Here is a 20,238-nt window from a genome sequence, read left to right on the forward strand (position 1 = left end):
ATACAGGAAAAACAAAAAAGAAGCCCGCACCTAACCAGTGCGGGCTTTTTTTTCGGCATAAATTCAGGAGAGCTTTAACCATGCGAGTGCTGAAATTCGGCGGGACCTCGGTAGCCAATGCGGAACGTTTTCTCCGCGTGGCAGACATTCTGGAAAGCAATGCGCAACAGGGACAGGTTGCAACCGTACTCTCTGCGCCAGCGAAAATTACCAATCATCTGGTGGCGATGATTGAGAAAACCATTAGCGGGCAGGATGCGTTGCCGAATATCAGCGATGCCGAACGTATTTTTGCCGAGCTGTTGCAGGGGTTGGCCGATGCACAGCCGGGCTTCGATTATGAAGGGTTGAAGACGCGCGTTGACCTCGAATTTGCCCAACTGAAGCAGGTGCTGCATGGCATCAGCCTGCTGGGTCAGTGCCCGGATGCGGTCAATGCTGCCATCATCTGCCGGGGTGAGAAGCTGTCCATCGCCATTATGGAAGCGCTGCTCCAGGCGCGCGGCTACAAAGTGACGGTCATCGACCCGGTGGAAAAACTGCTGGCCGTCGGCCACTACCTTGAATCTACCGTGGATATCAATGAATCCACCCGCCGTATCGCCGCCAGCCAGATCCCTGCCGATCATATGATCCTGATGGCCGGTTTCACCGCCGGAAACGAGCGTGGCGAACTGGTGGTGCTAGGCCGTAACGGTTCTGACTATTCGGCAGCGGTATTGGCGGCCTGTCTGCGTGCTGACTGTTGTGAAATCTGGACTGACGTCGATGGCGTCTATACCTGTGACCCGCGTCAGGTGCCGGATGCGCGCCTGCTGAAGTCCATGTCCTATCAGGAGGCAATGGAGCTGTCGTACTTTGGTGCCAAAGTGCTGCACCCCCGCACCATCGCCCCGATTGCCCAGTTCCAGATTCCCTGCCTGATTAAAAACACCGCTAACCCGCAAGCACCCGGCACCTTAATTGGTGGCGAAGGTGAGCATGATGAAAACCCGGTAAAAGGCATCACTAACCTCAACAACATGGCGATGTTTAACGTCTCCGGACCGGGGATGAAAGGCATGGTTGGCATGGCGGCACGCGTGTTTGCTGCGATGTCGCGCACCGGTATCTCGGTGGTGTTGATTACCCAATCCTCTTCCGAGTACAGCATCAGCTTCTGCGTGCCGCAGAACGAGCTGGCGCGTGCGCGCCGCGTGCTGGAAGATGAATTCTACCTCGAATTGAAAGACGGCTTGCTGGATCCGCTGGAAGTGGTTGAGCAACTGGCGATTATCTCGGTGGTCGGTGACGGCATGCGTACCCTGCGTGGCATCTCTGCCAAGTTCTTCTCCGCGCTGGCGCGAGCCAATATCAATATCGTGGCCATTGCCCAGGGTTCCTCGGAGCGTTCCATCTCTGCCGTGGTGAGCAACGATGAAGTCACTACTGGCGTGCGTGTGGTGCACCAGATGCTGTTTGCCACCGATCAGGTGATTGAAGTGTTCGTGGTCGGTGTCGGCGGCGTCGGCGCGGCGTTGCTGGAGCAGCTACATCGTCAGCAGGCGTGGCTGAAGCAAAAGCATATCGATTTGCGGGTGTGTGGCATCGCTAACTCGCGCGCGTTGCTGACCAACGTGCACGGCATCGATCTCAGTAACTGGAAAGGGGCGCTGGCGGAAGCCAAAGAACCGTTCAATCTTGGTCGTCTGATCCGTCTGGTGAAAGAGTATCACCTGCTGAACCCGGTGATTGTCGATTGTACTTCGAGCCAGGCGGTGGCCGATCAGTACGCGGATTTCCTCGCGGATGGTTTCCATGTCGTGACGCCGAACAAAAAGGCCAACACCTCTTCATGGAATTATTACCAGCAGATGCGTGCGGCAGCGGAGAAATCGCGCCGTAAGTTCCTGTATGACACCAACGTGGGGGCGGGTTTGCCGGTGATCGAGAACCTGCAAAATCTGCTGAATGCCGGTGATGAGCTGATCAAATTCTCCGGTATTCTTTCCGGCTCGCTGTCGTTTATTTTCGGCAAGCTGGATGAGGGCGTTTCCCTGTCTGAAGCGACCAAAATGGCGCGTGACATGGGCTTCACCGAACCGGACCCGCGTGATGACCTGTCGGGCACCGATGTGGCGCGTAAGCTGCTGATTCTGGCGCGTGAAGCGGGACATCAACTGGAGCTGAGCGATATCGAGATCGAACCGCTGCTGCCTGCCAGTCTGACGGAGATTGCTGACGTTGAGCAATTCATGCAGCGTTTGCCGGAACTGGACAACGCCTTTGCGGCGCGCGTTGCCAAAGCGCGTGATGAAGGTAAAGTGTTACGCTTCGTTGGTGCCATCGAAGAGGGTGGTGCCTGCAAAGTGAAAATTGATGCAGTGGACAGTAACGATCCGCTGTTTAAAGTCAAAAATGGCGAAAACGCCCTGGCGTTCTATAGCCGTTATTATCAGCCGATCCCGCTGGTTCTGCGTGGATACGGTGCCGGGAATGATGTGACCGCAGCCGGGGTGTTTGCCGATCTGCTGCGCACGCTGTCGTGGAAGTTGGGAGTTTGATGATGGTAAAAATTTATGCACCGGCCTCGATAGGTAACGTCAGCGTCGGCTTTGATGTGCTTGGCGCGGCGGTTTCGCCGGTGGATGGCACCCTGCTGGGTGATTGTGTGTCGGTCGAGGCGGCCGACCGCTTTAGCCTGGTAAACAAAGGGCGCTTCGTCAGCAAACTGCCGGACAATCCACAGGAAAACATTGTTTATCAGTGCTGGCAGCGTTTTTGTGAAGCGATTGGTAAAGAAGTGCCGGTGGCGATGACGCTGGAAAAAAACATGCCGATCGGCTCGGGTCTTGGCTCCAGCGCCTGCTCGGTCGTGGCTGGCCTGATGGCGATGAACGAATTTTGTGGCAAACCGTTGAATGACACCGAACTGCTGGCGTTGATGGGCGAGCTGGAAGGACGTATCTCCGGTAGCGTGCATTACGACAACGTTGCGCCGTGCTTCCTCGGCGGCGTGCAGTTGATGATTGAAGAGAACGGCATTATCAGCCAGTCAGTGCCGTCGTTTGACGAGTGGCTGTGGGTGATGGCCTATCCGGGCATCAAAGTCTCCACCGCTGAAGCGCGTGCGATTCTACCGGCGCAGTATCGTAAACAGGACATCATCAAACACGGTCGTTTGCTGGGCGGTTTCATCCATGCCTGTCATACTCAGCAGCCAGAACTGGCCGCGAAGCTGATGCAGGATGTGGTGGCGGAGCCGTATCGCACCAAACTGCTGCCGGGCTTTGCGGAAGCACGCCAGGCAGCAGCCGATATTGGCGCGCTGGCCTGCGGTATTTCGGGTTCCGGCCCGACACTTTTCGCCGTTTGCAACGAGATGGCAACGGCACAGCGGATGGCAGACTGGCTGAGCCAGCACTATCTGCAAAATGAAGAAGGTTTCGTCCATATCTGCCGTCTTGATACGGCTGGCGCACGTAAATTGGGATAACGCATGAAACTCTACAACCTTAAGGATCATAACGAGCAGGTGAGCTTCGCTCAGGCCGTGAAGCAGGGCCTTGGCTCGCAGCAGGGGCTGTTTTTTCCGCTCGAACTGCCGGAATTTGAACTGACCGACATCGATGCGATGCTGGAGATGGATTTTGTTACCCGCAGCAGCAAAATCCTCTCGGCTTACATCGGTGACGAAATTGCCGCACATCAGTTGGCTGAGCGCGTGAAAAACGCGTTTGCGTTCCCGGCCCCGGTGGCAAAAGTGAGCGACGACGTCGCCTGCCTCGAACTGTTTCATGGCCCGACGCTGGCGTTCAAAGACTTCGGCGGCCGTTTTATGGCGCAGATGCTTTCGTATGTCAGCGGTGCCGATGAAAAAATCACCATTCTGACCGCCACGTCTGGCGATACCGGCGCAGCAGTAGCCCATGCGTTTTACGGCATGGAAAACGTGCGCGTGGTGATCCTCTATCCGCAGGGCAAAATCAGCCCGTTGCAGGAAAAATTGTTCTGCACCCTGGGGGGGAACATCGAAACCATCGCCATCGACGGCGATTTCGATGCCTGCCAGGCGCTGGTGAAACAAGCCTTTGATGATGAAGAACTGAAAAAGGCGATCGGCCTGAACTCAGCCAACTCCATCAACATCAGCCGTCTGCTGGCGCAGATTTGCTACTACTTTGAAGCTGTGGCGCAACTGCCGCAGGAAAAACGCAATCAGCTGGTGGTGTCGGTGCCAAGTGGTAACTTTGGTGACCTGACCGCAGGCCTGCTGGCGAAATCACTCGGTCTGCCGATCAAACGCTTTATTGCTGCCACCAACGCCAACGATACCGTGCCGCGCTTCCTCGCCAATGGCGAATGGACGCCGCATGCCACCGTTGCCACGCTGTCCAACGCTATGGATGTGAGCCAGCCGAACAACTGGCCGCGCGTGGAAGAGTTGTTCCGCCGCAAAACCTGGCGTCTGGGCGATCTGGCCTATGGTGCGGTGAGCGACGAAACCACCAAAGCGACCATGCGTGAGCTGGCAGAAATCGGTTATCTGTCTGAACCGCATGCGGCGATTGCTTATCGTCTGCTGCGCGATCAGTTGCAGGAAGGTGAGTACGGTCTGTTCCTTGGCACTGCGCATCCGGCGAAGTTCAAGGAGAGCGTTGAAGCGATTCTGGAGCAGACGCTGCCGCTGCCGGAAGCACTGGCTGAGCGTGCCGACCTGCCGCTGCTGTCGCATAATTTGAAAGCAGATTTCGCCGCGCTGCGTGCGTTCTTGCTGAAATAACATAAGAATGGCTGGCAAATGCCAGCCATTCTTTTATCGCGCCGTTACGGGTTATTGCTGCTCGTGGCGTTTAAACACCAGCTCGTTTTCGCTGCTTTCAGCCGCAGCAAAGAAATATCCATCCACATCGAATTTCTTCAATTGCTCCGGTTTGGTCAGGCGGTGCTGAATCACATAACGGCTCATCAGGCCACGCGCTTTCTTGGCGTAGAAGCTGATCACCTTAAACTTGCCGTTCTTCTCATCCAGGAACACCGGCTTAATCAGTCGCCCGGCCAGTTTTTTCGGCTTGATAGCTTTGAAATATTCATCTGACGCCAGGTTAATCAACACGTCATCGCCTTGTTCCGCCAGCGCAGCATTCAGTTTTTCCGTCAGCAAATCACCCCAGAAACCATAGAGATCTTTCGCCGCCGGGTTCGTCAGTTTGATCCCCATTTCCAGCCGGTAGGGCTGCATTAAGTCGAGCGGGCGCAGCAAACCATACAAACCCGACAGCATACGCAGATGCTGCTGGGCGAAAGCAAAATCTTTTTCGCTAAAGGTTTCAGCCTGCAAACCGGTGTAGACATCCCCTTTGAACGCCAGAATCGCCTGACGCGCATTCTCCAGCGTGAAGGGGGGCTGCCATTCGTTAAAACGTTCTGCGTTCAGATGGGCCAGTTTGTCGCTGATGCCCATCAGCGAGGCGATTTGCGCCGGTGACAGATCACGGGCGACATCAATCAGCTGTTGTGACTTTTCTAACAGCGCTGGTTGAGTGAAGGTTTGCGTCGCAAGCGGGCTTTCATAATCCAGCGTCTTGGCTGGCGAGATGACCATCAGCATGGTGTTGTCCTCGGTTTACCCCCAGGTTTTTCAGGGTATTAACGGAAAATTTGTTCGGCGAGTGTAGCAAAAAAGCGTGACGGATCGGCAAATCGTTCCCATTTGTCCGTGCTATCGGAAAGGGCACGCCGCGACCTTGCACCGTGGTTACCGCGTGATATTATCGCAACAGCCTTTTTCACCCTGACAGTCAACCTAAGAGAAAAGAGAACCATGACGGACAAACTTACTTCCTTGCGTCAGCTGACTACTGTGGTCGCCGACACCGGTGATATCGCGGCAATGAAGCTGTATCAACCGCAAGATGCCACCACCAACCCTTCTTTGATCCTCAATGCCGCTCAAATTCCTGAATACCGTAAACTGATTGACGAAGCCATTAGCTGGGCACGTCAGCAGAGCAGCAACAAAGAAGAGCAGTTACAGCTGGTTTCTGACAAGCTGGCCGTCAACATTGGTCTGGAAATTCTCAAACTGATCCCGGGTCGTATCTCGACTGAAGTCGATGCGCGTCTGTCTTATGACACCGAAGCGAGCATCGCCAAAGCGCGTAGCCTGATCAAACTGTACAACGATGCAGGTATCAGCAACGATCGCATCCTGATCAAACTGGCTTCAACCTGGCAGGGTATCCGTGCCGCTGAGCAGCTGGAAAAAGAAGGTATCAACTGTAACCTGACCCTGCTGTTCTCCTTCGCGCAGGCGCGTGCTTGTGCTGAAGCGGGCGTGTTCCTGATCTCTCCGTTCGTAGGTCGTATCCTCGACTGGTATAAAGCGAACACCGACAAGAAAGAGTATGCTGCGCACGAAGATCCGGGCGTGGTTTCTGTTTCTGAGATCTACAACTATTACAAGCAACACGGTTACGAAACCGTGGTAATGGGTGCCAGCTTCCGTAACGTCGGTGAAATCATCGAGCTGGCCGGTTGCGACCGTCTGACCATCTCCCCGAACCTGCTGAAAGAGCTGGCTGAAAGCGAAGGCGCTGTTGAGCGTAAACTGAGCTACAGCGGCGAAGTGAAAGCGCGTCCGGCGAAAATGACCGAAGCCGAGTTCCTGTGGCAGCACAACCAGGACCCGATGGCCGTCACCAAACTGGCGGAAGGCATCCGCAACTTTGCCATCGACCAGGGCAAACTTGAGAAGATGATCGCTGAACTGCTGTAAGTGATGACACCGTGGCGGCACTGCCCGCCACGGTTTAATCCCCGTCATAATTCGAGTTGCAGATGCGTTGGCTGCACTCATTCACAGCGGTCACTTACTGGTGTAAGCTCCCGGCGATTCATTCATTTGCCGCCTTCCTGCAACTCGAATTATTTAGGGTATTAGCATCTCCCTATATTATTCTTCTTTTTATCCCCCTCATGCACCACAGCGATAACTCTATGGATACATTACGTATTGGATTAATTTCTGTTTCCGATCGCGCGGCGAACGGCATTTATCAGGATCAGGGCATTCCGGCGCTGGAAAGCTGGCTTGGCAGCGCATTAACGACGCCCTTTGAGATCGAAACCCGGCTGGTGCCGGATGAACAACCGATGATCGAACAGGCGATTTGCGAGCTGGTGGATGAATTGTTCTGCCATCTGGTACTGACCACGGGCGGTACGGGACCCGCGCGCCGTGATGTGACACCTGATGCGACCCTTGCGGTTGCCGATCGTGAGATGCCGGGTTTTGGCGAGCAGATGCGCCAGATCAGCCTGCAATTTGTCCCGACGGCGATCCTGTCACGCCAGGTGGGGGTGATCCGTAAACAGTCGCTGATCCTCAATTTGCCGGGGCAGCCGAAATCGATCAAAGAAACGCTGGAAGGACTGAAAGGAGATGACGGCGTGGTGAAAGTGCCGGGTATCTTCGCGGCCGTACCGTATTGTTTACAGCTGCTTGACGGGCCTTATGTCGAGACTGACCCGGTAGTGGTAGCAGCATTTCGGCCAAAAAGCGCGAGGCGTGAGACAAACGTCTGAATATCGCCGTTTTCAGGCATAAAATTCAGACGTACTGGTGTGGCAAAAAATTGACGGTATAGTAAGCGTAACTTTACAACTATATTTTTTTGCCTCTGGATACCGCTACGTTATGGATTCGCTCGCAACTCGTCGCCTCAACCGACAGGATTATAAAACCCTGTCGCTGGCCGCCCTTGGTGGGGCGCTGGAATTTTACGACTTCATCATCTTTGTGTTCTTCGCTGCGGTGATCGGCCAACTCTTCTTCCCGGCAGATATGCCGGAATGGCTGCGTCAGGTGCAGACCTTTGCCATCTTTGCCGCAGGTTATCTGGCGCGCCCGCTTGGTGGCATCATCATGGCGCACTTTGGTGACAAAGTTGGCCGTAAGAAGATGTTTAGTCTGAGTATCCTGCTGATGGCTCTGCCGACGTTGGCAATGGGGGCGTTGCCGACTTACGACAGCATTGGTATCGCTGCTCCGCTGTTGATGCTGCTGTTGCGCGTGTTACAGGGGGCCGCGATTGGTGGCGAAGTGCCGGGCGCATGGGTGTTTGTCGCGGAGCATGTGCCAGAAAAACGCGTGGGTTTTGCCTGTGGCACCTTAACCGCCGGTTTAACCGCCGGGATTTTGCTCGGCTCGCTGGTGGCAACCATCATCAATACTTCGCTCTCTCCGACGGCAATTGCCGCGCATGGCTGGCGCATCCCGTTCTTTCTCGGTGGCGTGTTTGGTTTGCTGGCGATGTATTTGCGCCGCTGGCTGCATGAAACGCCAGTGTTTCAGCAAATGCAGCAGCGCAAGGCGCTGGCGGATAAGCTGCCATTGCAAACTATTCTGGCCCAACACAAACGCGGCATCGTGATTTCCATGCTGCTGACCTGGTTGCTCTCCGCCTGCATCGTAGTGGTGATTCTGATGGCTCCGACGCTGATGCAAAAACAACACGCGATTCCGGCGGCGCTGAGCTTACAGGCCAATAGCCTGGCTACGGTGATGTTGCTGTTTGGCTGCGTGATTGCGGGTTGGCTGGTGGACCGTATCGGAGCGGCGCGCACCTTGATGATCGGTTCGTTGCTGTTGGCGATCGGTAGCTGGAACTTCTTCCATCAATTAGGAAGTGCGCCGGAGATGTTGTTTGTCTGGTATGGTCTGGCGGGGTTGAGCGTTGGCGTGGTGGGGGTTGTACCGTTTGTGATGGTTCGCTCCTTCCCGGCAGCGGTGCGCTTCACCGGTATCTCCTTCTCCTATAACGTCGCCTACGCCATTTTTGGCGGCCTGACGCCGATTAGCGTGACCTTGATTATGCGTCTGACACCGATGGCACCGGCATGGTACGTGTTGGCGTTGGCGGTAATTGGATTTGCAGTAGGGGTGTGGCTGTTACGTGATAACCGGCAGGAAAGCGTGCAGTTTGAGACATCCATTCATTCTTCATAAATGATTACGCGGAGCCTCCAGGCTCCGCGTTGCGATTCAGCGTGGTTGACCAATCGGCAGCACGGTGCGGCCCCATTGTTCATTCAGCACTTCACCCATCGCCAGATAGATGGCGCTACCACCACAGATCAGACCAATCCAACCGGCGATGCGCACCAGCAGCGCGTTATCCAGCAGATGCCCAATCGCCAACAAGGCAAACAGCACCGTCAGGCTGGCAAACACAAATTGCAGCATAGTCGGGCCGGTGAGGGTGCCAAAGAATAAAAACAGCGTGAACACGCCCCATAGGCCAAGGTAAGCCCCGAGGAAATGACTGTCAGCGGCTTCCGACAGCCCCATTTTCGGTAGCAGCAGAATCGCGACCAGCGTCAGCCAGAAGCTGCCGTAAGAGGCAAATGCCGTCAGGCCGAAGGTGTTACCTTTCTTAAATTCCAGCAGGCCGGCAAAAATTTGCGCGAGGCCGCCATAAAAAATGCCCATCGCCAGGATGATGGTATCCATCGCGAAGAGTCCGGTGTTGTGCAGATTGAGCAGAATGGTGGTCATACCAAAGCCCATTAAGCCCAGTGGCGCAGGGTTCGCCAGAGTGATGTTACGCATAGTTCCTCAAAGGTAATTATTAATATCTGAATGTTGTCTTATCCCGTTAGTCAGACGGGGCGCAGCATAATAATCAGCCAGCTACCCGGCATCTTTGATCTGAGTGGGGAGAGATAATTAAAATTTTTTTAGTTTTAACCCTTGATGCGCTTCGAAGCGGCCCCATCTAGTTGTCATCGAGAGTTGTGGTGCAGGAAAAAAAGCCTGCTCAGGCAGTTGAAAGCGGCGAAACATGCCCGCATCTCTGCTTCACAACCCAATTTGGCAAAGAATTTAAGTGGGAGACGTTTAGATGGGTAAGATTATTGGTATTGACTTGGGTACAACCAACTCTTGTGTTGCGATTATGGACGGCACCAAAGCACGCGTGCTGGAAAATGCCGAAGGTGATCGTACCACGCCTTCAATTATTGCTTATACACAGGATGGCGAAACTCTGGTCGGTCAACCGGCTAAACGTCAGGCGGTGACTAACCCGCAGAACACCCTGTTCGCGATTAAGCGCCTGATCGGCCGTCGTTTCCAGGACGAAGAAGTGCAGCGTGATATCAAAATCATGCCGTACAAAATCGCCGCAGCTGACAACGGTGATGCCTGGCTGGAAGTGAAAGGCCAGAAAATGGCTCCGCCGCAGATCTCTGCTGAAGTGCTGAAAAAAATGAAGAAAACCGCGGAAGATTTCCTCGGTGAGCCAGTGACTGAAGCGGTTATCACCGTACCGGCGTACTTCAACGATGCACAGCGTCAGGCAACCAAAGATGCCGGCCGTATCGCGGGTCTGGAAGTGAAACGTATTATTAACGAACCGACTGCGGCGGCGCTGGCTTACGGCCTCGACAAAGGTCAGGGCAACCGCACCATCGCGGTATACGACCTGGGCGGCGGTACCTTCGATATCTCTATCATCGAAATCGATGAAGTTGATGGCGAGAAAACCTTTGAAGTTCTGGCAACCAATGGTGATACCCACCTGGGTGGTGAAGACTTCGACAGCCGTCTGATCAACTACCTCGTTGCGGAGTTCAAGAAAGATCAGGGCATCGATCTGCACAACGATCCGCTGGCGATGCAGCGTCTGAAAGAAGCGGCAGAGAAAGCGAAAATCGAGCTGTCTTCTGCTCAGCAGACTGACGTTAACCTGCCGTACATCACTGCGGATGCGACCGGTCCTAAGCACCTGAACATCAAAGTGACCCGTGCGAAGCTGGAATCGCTGGTCGAAGATCTGGTTGCGCGTTCTATCGAGCCGCTGAAAGTCGCTCTGCAAGATGCTGGCCTGTCGGTTTCTGACATCAACGACGTGATCCTCGTCGGTGGTCAGACCCGCATGCCGCTGGTTCAGGCTAAAGTGACAGAATTCTTTGGCAAAGAGCCACGTAAAGACGTGAACCCGGATGAAGCCGTTGCCGTAGGTGCTGCGGTACAGGGTGGCGTGCTGGGTGGTGACGTGAAAGACGTCCTGCTGCTCGACGTAACCCCGCTGTCACTGGGTATCGAAACTATGGGTAGCGTGATGACTTCGCTGATCAGCAAGAACACCACCATCCCGACCAAACACAGCCAGGTGTTCTCAACTGCTGAAGATAACCAGTCTGCCGTGACCATTCATGTGTTGCAGGGTGAGCGTAAACGTGCCAGCGATAACAAATCACTGGGCCAGTTTAACCTCGACGGTATCCAGCCTGCACCGCGCGGTATGCCGCAGATTGAAGTGACTTTCGACATCGATGCGGACGGTATCCTGCACGTATCAGCGAAAGACAAAAACAGCGGTAAAGAGCAGAAGATCACCATCAAAGCGTCTTCTGGTCTGAACGAAGAAGAAATCGCGAAAATGGTACGTGACGCTGAAGCGAACGCCGAAGCCGACCGTAAATTTGAAGAGCTGGTGCAGACGCGTAACCAGGGCGACCAGATTGCGCACAGCACCCGTAAACAGCTGGATGAAGCGGGTGACAAACTGTCTGCCGATGACAAAGCCCCGATTGAATCTGCGCTGAACGATCTGAACACTGCGCTGAAAGGCGAAGACAAAGCTGACATCGAAGCGAAGATGCAGGCTCTGATGCAGGTTTCCAGCAAGCTGATGGAAATGGCACAGCAGCAGGCTCAGGCTGGCGCAGCAGACGCTGGCGACGCTTCCGCGAAGAAAGATGACGACGTTGTCGACGCTGAATTCGAAGAAGTTAAAGATAAAAAATAATTGCCCCTGACCGGGCGCGACGGCTGGCCTGACAGCCGTTGAAACCAGCACGGGCGTAGGAGATCTCTCCACGCCCGTGCGATCATGTTAAGGGCAGAAGATGGCGAAGAGTGATTTTTACGAGATCTTAGGCGTCTCTAAATCGGCAGATGAGCGCGAAATCAAAAAGGCGTATAAGCGCCTGGCGATGAAATATCACCCGGACCGTAACCCGGGCGATAAAGAAGCCGAAGCGAAATTCAAAGAGGTTAAGGAAGCCTACGAAATTCTGACCGACGCGCAGAAGCGTGCGGCCTACGATCAGTACGGTCATGCGGCCTTCGAACAGGGCGGCATGGGTGGCGGTGGATTTGGCGGCGGCGGCTTCGGTGGCGGTGCTGACTTCAGCGATATCTTTGGCGACGTATTCGGCGATATCTTTGGTGGTGGTCGCCGTCAGCGCGCTGCCCGTGGCGCCGATTTACGCTACAACATGGACCTGACGCTGGAAGAAGCGGTACGCGGCGTGACCAAAGAGATCCGCATTCCAACCCTGGAAGAGTGTGATGTTTGCCACGGCAGCGGGGCGAAAGCCGGGACTCAACCGCAAACCTGTCCAACCTGTCATGGTGCAGGCCAGGTGCAGATGCGTCAGGGCTTCTTTACCGTACAGCAGGCGTGTCCGACCTGTCATGGCCGTGGCTCGGTGATCAAAGATCCGTGCAACGCCTGTCATGGCCACGGTCGTGTTGAACGCTCGAAAACCTTGTCAGTGAAAATCCCGGCAGGTGTTGATACCGGCGATCGTATCCGTCTGAGCGGCGAAGGGGAAGCGGGCGAGCATGGCGCACCGGCGGGCGATCTGTACGTTCAGGTGTCAGTGAAAAAACACCCGATCTTCGAGCGTGAAGATAACAACCTGTACTGTGAAGTACCGATCAACTTTGCGATGGCTGCACTGGGTGGCGAGATTGAAGTGCCGACTCTGGATGGTCGTGTGAAGCTGAAAGTACCGTCAGAAACGCAAACCGGCAAGCTGTTCCGCATGCGTGGTAAAGGCGTGAAATCAGTGCGTGGTGGTGCCGTGGGCGATCTGCTGTGCCGCGTGGTGGTGGAAACCCCGGTTAGCCTGAACGACAAACAGAAAGCGCTGTTGCGTGAACTGGAAGAGAGTTTTGGCGGCCCGACCGGTGAGAAAAACAGCCCGCGTTCGAAGAGTTTCTTCGATGGCGTGAAGAAGTTTTTTGATGATTTAACCCGCTAAGTCCGCGCGACTTACCTGAAAGCCAGCGCTGCGTCGCTGGCTTTTTTATTTCCTGATCGCCACGATTATTCGGTTTTTTCGAATCCGACCTAATAAATAATCTGTTTTTTTCGATCTAATATTATCGCTAAGCTAACCGCCTTTTCATTATTCGCTCTGCGACAAGGAACCTGGACGTGAATATCCGATTGAAAAAACTCCTGAATAGTGACGCCACCAGCGGGGTGGTGCTCATCATCGCCGCAGCCATTGCCATGTTGCTGGCCAACAGCGCCAGCACCCAGCAGGGCTATCTTGACCTGCTTGGAATCCCGGTGGAGTTTCGTTTTGGCTCACTGGATATCAGTAAAAACCTGTTGCTGTGGATCAACGATGCGCTGATGGCGGTGTTCTTCCTGATGGTCGGTCTGGAAGTGAAGCGCGAAATGGTCATGGGGGCGCTGGCACGCCGCGACCAGGCGATTTTCCCGTTGATTGCTGCCGTTGGCGGCATGCTGGTACCGGGACTGCTGTTCCTGTTGTTTAACGCCGGGGATGCGGCCACGCGCAGCGGTTGGGCGATCCCGACAGCGACCGATATCGCTTTTGCCCTGGGTATTCTGGCGCTGCTGGGTAGCCGTGTGCCGCCAGCGTTGAAGATCTTCCTCATGGCGCTGGCGATCATTGATGATCTGGGCGCTATCGTGATTATTGCGCTGTTCTACACCAGCGATCTGTCGATGGTATCGCTGGGGGTAGCGGCTGGCGCGATTGCGGTGCTCGGCATCATGAATTTGCTGAATGTACGTAATACCGGCCTCTATCTGCTGGTTGGGCTGGTGTTGTGGACGGCGGTATTGAAATCCGGTGTGCATGCCACGCTGGCGGGCGTGGTGGTGGGCTTCCTGATCCCACTGGAGAAGAAAAATGGTCACTCCCCGGCAATCCACCTGGAACACGCGCTGCATCCGTGGGTACGCTGGCTGATTCTGCCGTTGTTTGCCTTTGCTAACGCAGGGGTATCGCTGGCCGGGGTGACACCAGGCAGCCTGTTCTCGTTGCTGCCGCTTGGCATCATGCTCGGCCTGTTTGTCGGTAAACCGCTCGGCATTACCTTATTCTGCTGGCTCAGCGTTAAAACCGGGTTGGCAAAATTGCCGGATAATACCTCGCTACATGATATCGCGGCTGTCGGCGTGTTGTGTGGCATTGGCTTTACCATGTCGATCTTTATCGCCTCGCTGGCCTACGCTGAAGCCGCGCCTGAGCTGATTACGCTGGCGAAGTTGGGCATTTTACTGGGTTCGATAATCTCGGCGGTGGTCGGTTACTTGCTGCTGTGGCGGCGTCTGCCGCGTCAGGCGGCGTAACCTAATACAAGGCGGTAGCCAGATGTCACATATCAACTACAACCATCTGTATTACTTCTGGCATGTGTGCCGTGAGGGATCGATTGTCGGAGCGGCAGAGGCACTGTTCCTCACACCACAAACCATCACCGGGCAGATCAAGGCGCTGGAGGAGCGTCTGCAAGGCAAATTGTTCCGTCGGCAGGGCCGCGGTCTGGTGCCGACTGAGCTGGGGCAACTGGTGTTCCGCTATGCCGACCGAATGTTTATGCTCAGCCAGGAGATGCTCGATATCGTCAACTATCGCAAAGAGTCAAACCTGCTGTTTGATGTGGGTATTGCGGATGCGCTCTCCAAGCAACTGGTGAGTCAGGTGCTGGAGGCGGCAGTGGTCGCGGATGAGAAGATTCATCTGCGCTGCTTTGAATCGACACATGAGATGCTGCTGGAGCAATTAAGCCAGCATAAGCTGGATATGATTGTCTCGGACTGCCCGATTGATTCAACGCAGCAGGAGGGGTTGTTTTCGGTCAAGCTAGGGGAATGCCCGGTGAGCTTCTGGTGTTATGCCCCGTGGCCGGAACAGACTTTTCCCGCCTGCCTTGAACATCGGCGTTTGCTGATCCCGGGTCGTCGCTCGATGTTGGGACGTAAGCTACTCAACTGGATTCACAGCCAGGGATTACAGGTCGAAATTCTGGGTGAATTTGATGATGCGGCGCTGATGAAAGCGTTTGGTGCGCAGCACAACGCGATTTTCGTGGCCCCCACGTTGTATGGTGAAGCGGTCTACCGCGATGAGGCTATTCAGGAAATTGGTCGTCTGGATGCGGTGATGGAGGAGTATCATGTGATTTTTGCCGAGCGCATGATCCAGCATCCGGCGGTACAACGCATCTGCCATCGCGACTTCAGCGCGTTGTTTAGCGGCAAATCGCAGGCATAAAAAAACCGGCTTAACGCCGGTTCTTTCACAAAGCGATTAACAGACAGGCGATTAAGCCAGTTTGTTGATCTGTGCAGTCAGGTTTGCTTTATGACGTGCAGCTTTGTTTTTGTGGATCAGACCTTTAGCAGCCTGACGGTCCACGATCGGTTGCATTTCGTTGAATGCGTTCTGCGCAGCAGCTTTGTCGCCTGTTGCGATAGCCGCGTATACTTTCTTGATGAAAGTACGCATCATAGAACGGTTGCTCGCGTTATGCTTGCGACGTTTCTCTGATGTTACGGCGCGTTTCTTAGCTGATTTGATATTAGCCAAGGTCCAACTCCCAAATGTGTTCTATATGGACAAATCAAAGGCCGAGGACTATGCCTTTTGTGCCTTCTTTTGTCAATGGATTTGTGCAAATAAGCGCCGTTTTACAAACGACACCCGGTTACGTAATTGATGGCGCAAGATTCTACCAGCAACACCGCGCTGAATACAGTATTTCACAACAAAATTCTTCAGATCGCCGCTAAGCTACTGCCTGCACGCGGAATAAGCGGCAACAGAAGCAGGAAAGGCACGCAGACGGGTTAACCTGAACGCTATTCGAGGGTATAATCCGCCGATTTCCACCGGTTTGAGTCAGCCATGAAGTTTATCCGCGGTATTTACAATCTCACTCAGCAGCATCGCGGCTGCGTCCTGACCATTGGTAATTTTGACGGTTTTCATCGTGGCCATCAGGCATTGATGGCGGAGCTGGTCGAAGAGGGACGTAAGCGTCAGCTGCCGGTGATCGTGATGCTGTTCGAACCGCAGCCGCTGGAGCTGTTTGCGGGCGATAAAGCCCCGGCTCGTCTGATGCGTCTGCGTGAAAAGCTGAGGTATCTTAAGCAGGCCGGCGTCGATGCGGTGTTATGTGTTCGTTTCGATCGTCGTTTTGCTGCCCATTCAGCACAGGTTTTCATCTCTGAACTGCTGGTGGAGAAACTGAACGTTAAATTTCTCGCTGTTGGTGATGATTTCCGCTTTGGTGCTGGTCGCCAGGGGGATTTCCTGTTATTACAGAAAGCCGGTGTGGAATATGGCTTTGATGTCATCAGCACCCAGACATTTTGTGATGGCGGCAAACGCATCAGCAGTACTGCGGTGCGTCAGGCGTTGGCGCAGGATGATTTTGTCCAGGCGCAGGCGTTGTTAGGCCATCCCTTCAGCATTTCAGGCCGCGTGGTGCATGGTGATGCCCTGGGCCGTACCATTGGTTTTCCCACCGCCAATCTCCCTTTACGCCGCACAGTAACGCCGGTGAAAGGCGTATTTGCGGTTGAAGTACTGGGCCTGGGTGAACACCCGATCCCCGGCGTTGCCAACATTGGTACGCGTCCGACGGTAAAAGGTCTGCGTCAGCAGCTTGAAGTTCACCTGCTTGACACACATATAAATCTCTATGGACGCCACATTGATGTGGTACTGAAACAGAAGATTCGCGACGAACAGCGTTTCGCCTCGCTGGACGCGTTGAAAGAACAAATAGCGAAAGATGTGGTGACGGCCCGACAATTTTTTGGGCTAAAAACACCGGTTTAATGACCGAAATACGGAACCGAGAATCTGATGAGTGACTATAAATCTACCCTGAATTTGCCGGAAACGGGGTTCCCGATGCGTGGCGATCTGGCCAAACGCGAACCGGGAATGCTGCAACGTTGGTATGATGACAACCTGTACGGCATCATCCGCGAAGCCAAAAAAGGGAAAAAAACCTTTATTCTGCACGATGGCCCTCCCTACGCGAACGGCAGCATTCATATTGGTCACTCCGTTAACAAGATTCTGAAAGACATTATCGTTAAGTCGAAAGGCATGGCGGGCTTTGATTCGCCTTACGTTCCGGGCTGGGACTGCCACGGTCTGCCGATTGAACACAAAGTTGAGCAGATGATTGGTAAGCCGGGCGAGAAAGTCAGCGCGGCTGAATTCCGCGAAGCTTGCCGCAAGTACGCGGCGGAGCAGGTGGAAGGGCAGAAAAAAGACTTTATCCGTCTTGGCGTGTTGGGCGACTGGGATCGTCCCTACCTGACCATGAACTTCCAGACCGAAGCCAACATCATCCGTGCGCTGGGTAAAATCATCGGCAACGGCCACCTGCACAAGGGCGCGAAGCCGGTGCACTGGTGTCTGGACTGCCGCTCAGCACTGGCGGAAGCGGAAGTCGAATATTACGACAAAACCTCCCCCTCCATCGATGTGATGTTTAACGCGTTAGATGCCGATGCGGTGCGCGCCAAATTTGGTGTATCTGCTTCTGAAGGCCCGGTTTCTCTGGTGATCTGGACCACTACCCCGTGGACCATGCCCGCTAACCGTGCCATCTCGCTGCACCCGGAATTCGACTACCAACTGTTGCAGATCGAAGGCCGCAGCCTGATCCTCGCCAAAGATCTGGTGGAAAGCGTGATGAAACGCGCGGGCATCAGCGACTGGCGTGTGCTGGGCGAATGCAAAGGCGCGGCGCTTGAGCTGCAACTGTTCCAGCATCCGTTCCTGGAGCAGATCCAGTCGAAAGTGGTGCTGGGTGAGCACGTCACCCTTGAAGCTGGTACTGGTGCAGTGCATACCGCGCCTGGCCACGGTCCGGACGACTACGTTATCGGTCAGAAATACGGTATCGAAACGGCTAACCCGGTTGGCCCGGATGGCACCTACCTGCCAGGTACCTATCCGACGCTGGATGGCGTTAACGTGTTTAAAGCCAACGATATGATTGTTGAGCTGCTGAAAGAGAAAGGCGCGCTGCTGCATGTGGAAAAACTGCTGCACAGCTACCCGCACTGCTGGCGCCATAAAACGCCGATCATCTTCCGTGCCACCCCACAGTGGTTTATCAGCATGGATCAGAAAGGTCTGCGTGCGCAGTCGCTGAAAGAGATCAAAGGCGTGCAGTGGATCCCGGACTGGGGCCAGGCGCGTATCGAAGCGATGGTCGCCAACCGCCCGGACTGGTGTATCTCCCGTCAGCGCACCTGGGGTGTGCCGATGGCGCTGTTCGTGCACAACGAAACCGAGCAGCTGCACCCGGATACGCTGGAGCTGATGGAAAAAGTGGCGCAGCGTGTCGAGCAGGACGGAATTCAGGCGTGGTGGGATCTGGACCCGCGCGATCTGATGGGCGATGACGCCGACAACTATACCAAAGTGCCGGATACGCTGGATGTCTGGTTCGATTCAGGATCAACCAGCTATTCCGTCGTTGATGCGCGCCCGGAATTTGAAGGCCATAGCCCGGATATGTATCTGGAAGGCTCGGATCAGCATCGCGGCTGGTTTATGTCTTCACTGATGATCTCCACGGCGATGAAGGGCAAAGCACCGTACCGCCAGGTACTGACGCACGGTTTCACCGTGGATGGTCAGGGCCGCAAGATGTCGAAATCTATCGGCAACACCGTGGCACCGCAGGACGTGATGGATAAGCTGGGTGCTGACATTCTGCGTCTGTGGGTGGCATCAACCGACTACTCCGGCGAAATGGCGGTGTCCGATGAAATTCTGAAGCGTTCCGCAGATGCCTATCGTCGTATCCGTAACACTGCGCGCTTCCTGCTGGCGAACCTAAACGGCTTTAATCCGGCGACCGATAAAGTCAGCCCGGAAGAGATGGTGGTGTTGGATCGTTGGGCCGTTGGCCGTGCGCTGGACGCGCAGAAAGATATCGTCGCGTCATACGCCAATTACGATTTCCATGAAGTGATCCAGCGTCTGATGCAGTTCTGCTCAATTGAGATGGGGTCGTTCTATCTCGACATCATCAAAGACCGTCAGTACACCGCTAAAGGCGACAGCCTGGCGCGTCGCAGCTGCCAGACGGCACTGTGGCATATCGTGGAAGCGCTGGTGCGCTGGATGGCACCGATCATGTCTTTCACCGCTGATGAAATTTGGGGCTACCTGCCGGGCGATCGTGCGCAATACGTCTTCACCGAAGAGTGGTACGACGGTCTGTTTGGTCTGGCTGATGATGAAACCCTCAACGATGCCTACTGGGCTGAGCTGCTGAAAGTGCGCGGCGAAGTCAACAAGGTGATTGAGCAGGCACGTAGCGACAAACGTATCGGTGGTGCGCTGGAAGCAACGGTGACGTTATACGCAGATGCAGAGCTGGCGGCGAAATTGCAGGCGCTGGGTAACGAACTGCGCTTTGTCCTGCTGACTTCCGGCGCGACCGTGGCAGATTACGCCACCGCGAGTGATGAAGCGCAGCAGAGCGAATTGCTGAAAGGTCTGAAAATCGCGCTGCATAAAGCAGAAGGCGAGAAATGTCCGCGCTGCTGGCATTACACTACCGACGTCGGTCAGAACCCGGAACATGCGGCGGTCTGCGGACGTTGTTATACCAACGTAGCCGGTAACGGCGAAGAGCGTAAGTTTGCCTGATGAGTAAAGCGATTTTCTCAACCGGATTGCGCTGGCTGTGGCTGGTGCTGGTGGTGATTGTGGTCGATTTCGCCAGTAAGCAGTGGGTCATGAACAACATGATGCTGCATGAAACGCGACCGCTGATGCCGTTCCTGAATCTGTTCTACGCGCACAACTATGGCGCGGCGTTCAGTTTCCTGGCGGATAAAGGCGGTTGGCAGCGCTGGTTCTTTGCCGGTATCGCCATCGCGATTGTGGTGTCGTTGCTGGTGATGATGTATCGCAACCCGGCTCGTAACAAATTAACCAACATTGCCTATGCGCTGATTATCGGCGGGGCATTAGGTAACCTGTTTGATCGCGCATATCACGGTTTTGTGGTCGATTTTATCGACTTCTATATCGGTGACTGGCATTTCGCGACCTTTAATATCGCTGACTGCGGCATCTGTATCGGTGCCGCGTTGGTGGTGCTGGAGGGCTTCTTAAGCCCAAAAGGCAAACAGGTTAAAGATTAAGGGTAAA

The 20,238-nt window shown here is 54.7% G+C and carries 16 protein-coding genes and 1 other annotated feature (1 of these 17 running past the window's edge); of the genes, 13 read left to right on the plus strand and 3 right to left on the minus strand.

Annotated elements, in window-relative coordinates; all coding sequences use genetic code 11:
- Positions 1-54 (plus strand) — a sequence feature (Thr leader region) (it extends 68 nt beyond the left edge of the window).
- Positions 55-80: 26 nt separating this feature from the next.
- Genes thrA through thrC form a run of 3 tightly spaced genes read left to right on the plus strand, consistent with a single transcriptional unit; the run spans position 81 to position 4,762 of the window.
- Positions 81-2,543, plus strand: a complete 2,463-nt coding sequence (gene thrA / locus AC6I8N_RS03450; RefSeq protein WP_497830051.1) for a bifunctional aspartate kinase/homoserine dehydrogenase I — start codon at positions 81-83, stop codon at positions 2,541-2,543.
- Between the two features lie 2 nt (positions 2,544-2,545).
- Positions 2,546-3,475 (plus strand): homoserine kinase, encoded by a 930-nt coding sequence (gene thrB, locus AC6I8N_RS03455; RefSeq protein ID WP_021184788.1) that lies wholly within the window; start codon positions 2,546-2,548, stop codon positions 3,473-3,475.
- Between the two features lie 3 nt (positions 3,476-3,478).
- Positions 3,479-4,762, plus strand: a complete 1,284-nt coding sequence (thrC, locus tag AC6I8N_RS03460) for a threonine synthase (RefSeq protein ID WP_208724760.1) — start codon at positions 3,479-3,481, stop codon at positions 4,760-4,762.
- Between the two features lie 51 nt (positions 4,763-4,813).
- Here thrC and yaaA read toward each other — a convergent pair whose 3' ends face one another.
- The gene (gene yaaA, locus AC6I8N_RS03465; RefSeq protein ID WP_021184786.1) at positions 4,814-5,590 is read right to left on the minus strand and encodes a peroxide stress protein YaaA; all 777 of its coding nucleotides are present in this window, start codon (positions 5,588-5,590) and stop codon (positions 4,814-4,816) included.
- 213 nt (positions 5,591-5,803) lie between these two features.
- On the opposite strand from yaaA, the gene tal reads away from it, so the two are divergent.
- The 3 genes from tal to AC6I8N_RS03480 all read left to right on the plus strand — a co-directional run bounded on the left by tal (position 5,804) and on the right by AC6I8N_RS03480 (position 8,989).
- The gene (gene tal / locus AC6I8N_RS03470) at positions 5,804-6,757 is read left to right on the plus strand and encodes a transaldolase (RefSeq protein WP_013507805.1); all 954 of its coding nucleotides are present in this window, start codon (positions 5,804-5,806) and stop codon (positions 6,755-6,757) included.
- Positions 6,758-6,978: 221 nt separating this feature from the next.
- Positions 6,979-7,566, plus strand: a complete 588-nt coding sequence (mog, locus tag AC6I8N_RS03475) for a molybdopterin adenylyltransferase (RefSeq protein ID WP_036626658.1) — start codon at positions 6,979-6,981, stop codon at positions 7,564-7,566.
- 112 nt (positions 7,567-7,678) lie between these two features.
- On the plus strand, positions 7,679-8,989 hold the full coding sequence (locus AC6I8N_RS03480; RefSeq protein WP_497830052.1) for an MFS transporter: 1,311 nt from the start codon (positions 7,679-7,681) through the stop codon (positions 8,987-8,989).
- 36 nt (positions 8,990-9,025) lie between these two features.
- Here AC6I8N_RS03480 and satP read toward each other — a convergent pair whose 3' ends face one another.
- Entirely contained in the window at positions 9,026-9,592 is a 567-nt protein-coding gene (gene satP, locus AC6I8N_RS03485) for an acetate uptake transporter (protein WP_497830053.1), read from the minus strand.
- 292 nt (positions 9,593-9,884) lie between these two features.
- Between satP and dnaK the strand changes: the two genes are divergently transcribed.
- From dnaK to nhaR, 4 genes are all read left to right on the plus strand, one after another.
- Complete coding sequence (gene dnaK / locus AC6I8N_RS03490) at positions 9,885-11,795, plus strand: molecular chaperone DnaK (RefSeq protein WP_013507809.1); 1,911 nt, start codon at positions 9,885-9,887, stop codon at positions 11,793-11,795.
- Between the two features lie 100 nt (positions 11,796-11,895).
- The gene (gene dnaJ / locus AC6I8N_RS03495; RefSeq protein WP_013507810.1) at positions 11,896-13,038 is read left to right on the plus strand and encodes a molecular chaperone DnaJ; all 1,143 of its coding nucleotides are present in this window, start codon (positions 11,896-11,898) and stop codon (positions 13,036-13,038) included.
- Positions 13,039-13,214: 176 nt separating this feature from the next.
- Positions 13,215-14,387, plus strand: a complete 1,173-nt coding sequence (gene nhaA, locus AC6I8N_RS03500) for a Na+/H+ antiporter NhaA (RefSeq protein WP_497830054.1) — start codon at positions 13,215-13,217, stop codon at positions 14,385-14,387.
- 22 nt (positions 14,388-14,409) lie between these two features.
- On the plus strand, positions 14,410-15,312 hold the full coding sequence (gene nhaR / locus AC6I8N_RS03505; protein ID WP_497830055.1) for a transcriptional activator NhaR: 903 nt from the start codon (positions 14,410-14,412) through the stop codon (positions 15,310-15,312).
- 51 nt (positions 15,313-15,363) lie between these two features.
- On the opposite strand, the gene rpsT is transcribed toward nhaR, so the two are convergent.
- The gene (rpsT, locus tag AC6I8N_RS03510; protein ID WP_013507813.1) at positions 15,364-15,627 is read right to left on the minus strand and encodes a 30S ribosomal protein S20; all 264 of its coding nucleotides are present in this window, start codon (positions 15,625-15,627) and stop codon (positions 15,364-15,366) included.
- 318 nt (positions 15,628-15,945) lie between these two features.
- Between rpsT and ribF the strand changes: the two genes are divergently transcribed.
- The 3 genes from ribF to lspA are packed head-to-tail and all read left to right on the plus strand — an operon-like array spanning position 15,946 to position 20,231.
- Positions 15,946-16,884, plus strand: a complete 939-nt coding sequence (ribF, locus tag AC6I8N_RS03515) for a bifunctional riboflavin kinase/FAD synthetase (RefSeq protein ID WP_497830056.1) — start codon at positions 15,946-15,948, stop codon at positions 16,882-16,884.
- Positions 16,885-16,911: 27 nt separating this feature from the next.
- A complete protein-coding gene (ileS, locus tag AC6I8N_RS03520; RefSeq protein WP_497830057.1) occupies positions 16,912-19,731 on the plus strand; it encodes an isoleucine--tRNA ligase in 2,820 nt (939 codons plus the stop codon).
- The gene (gene lspA, locus AC6I8N_RS03525; RefSeq protein WP_036626641.1) at positions 19,731-20,231 is read left to right on the plus strand and encodes a signal peptidase II; all 501 of its coding nucleotides are present in this window, start codon (positions 19,731-19,733) and stop codon (positions 20,229-20,231) included. The genes ileS and lspA overlap by 1 nt, the downstream gene beginning before the upstream one ends.
- The last annotated feature ends 7 nt before the right edge of the window (positions 20,232-20,238 follow it).

Source organism: Pantoea sp. X-Soil-TKNS-1279 (assembly GCF_059730565.1).

Excerpts from the sequence above, each read along its gene's own strand:
- thrC (WP_208724760.1), top strand. The coding sequence starts at position 3,479 with ATGAAACTCTACAACCTTAAGGATCATAACGAGCAGGTGAGCTTCGCT.
- thrB (WP_021184788.1), top strand. The coding sequence starts at position 2,546 with ATGGTAAAAATTTATGCACCGGCCTCGATAGGTAACGTCAGCGTCGGC.
- yaaA (WP_021184786.1), bottom strand. The coding sequence starts at position 5,590 with ATGCTGATGGTCATCTCGCCAGCCAAGACGCTGGATTATGAAAGCCCG.
- dnaK (WP_013507809.1), top strand. The coding sequence starts at position 9,885 with ATGGGTAAGATTATTGGTATTGACTTGGGTACAACCAACTCTTGTGTT.
- thrA (WP_497830051.1), top strand. The coding sequence starts at position 81 with ATGCGAGTGCTGAAATTCGGCGGGACCTCGGTAGCCAATGCGGAACGT.
- mog (WP_036626658.1), top strand. The coding sequence starts at position 6,979 with ATGGATACATTACGTATTGGATTAATTTCTGTTTCCGATCGCGCGGCG.
- tal (WP_013507805.1), top strand. The coding sequence starts at position 5,804 with ATGACGGACAAACTTACTTCCTTGCGTCAGCTGACTACTGTGGTCGCC.
- AC6I8N_RS03480 (WP_497830052.1), top strand. The coding sequence starts at position 7,679 with ATGGATTCGCTCGCAACTCGTCGCCTCAACCGACAGGATTATAAAACC.
- satP (WP_497830053.1), bottom strand. The coding sequence starts at position 9,592 with ATGCGTAACATCACTCTGGCGAACCCTGCGCCACTGGGCTTAATGGGC.
- ileS (WP_497830057.1), top strand. The coding sequence starts at position 16,912 with ATGAGTGACTATAAATCTACCCTGAATTTGCCGGAAACGGGGTTCCCG.
- ribF (WP_497830056.1), top strand. The coding sequence starts at position 15,946 with ATGAAGTTTATCCGCGGTATTTACAATCTCACTCAGCAGCATCGCGGC.
- nhaR (WP_497830055.1), top strand. The coding sequence starts at position 14,410 with ATGTCACATATCAACTACAACCATCTGTATTACTTCTGGCATGTGTGC.
- dnaJ (WP_013507810.1), top strand. The coding sequence starts at position 11,896 with ATGGCGAAGAGTGATTTTTACGAGATCTTAGGCGTCTCTAAATCGGCA.
- lspA (WP_036626641.1), top strand. The coding sequence starts at position 19,731 with ATGAGTAAAGCGATTTTCTCAACCGGATTGCGCTGGCTGTGGCTGGTG.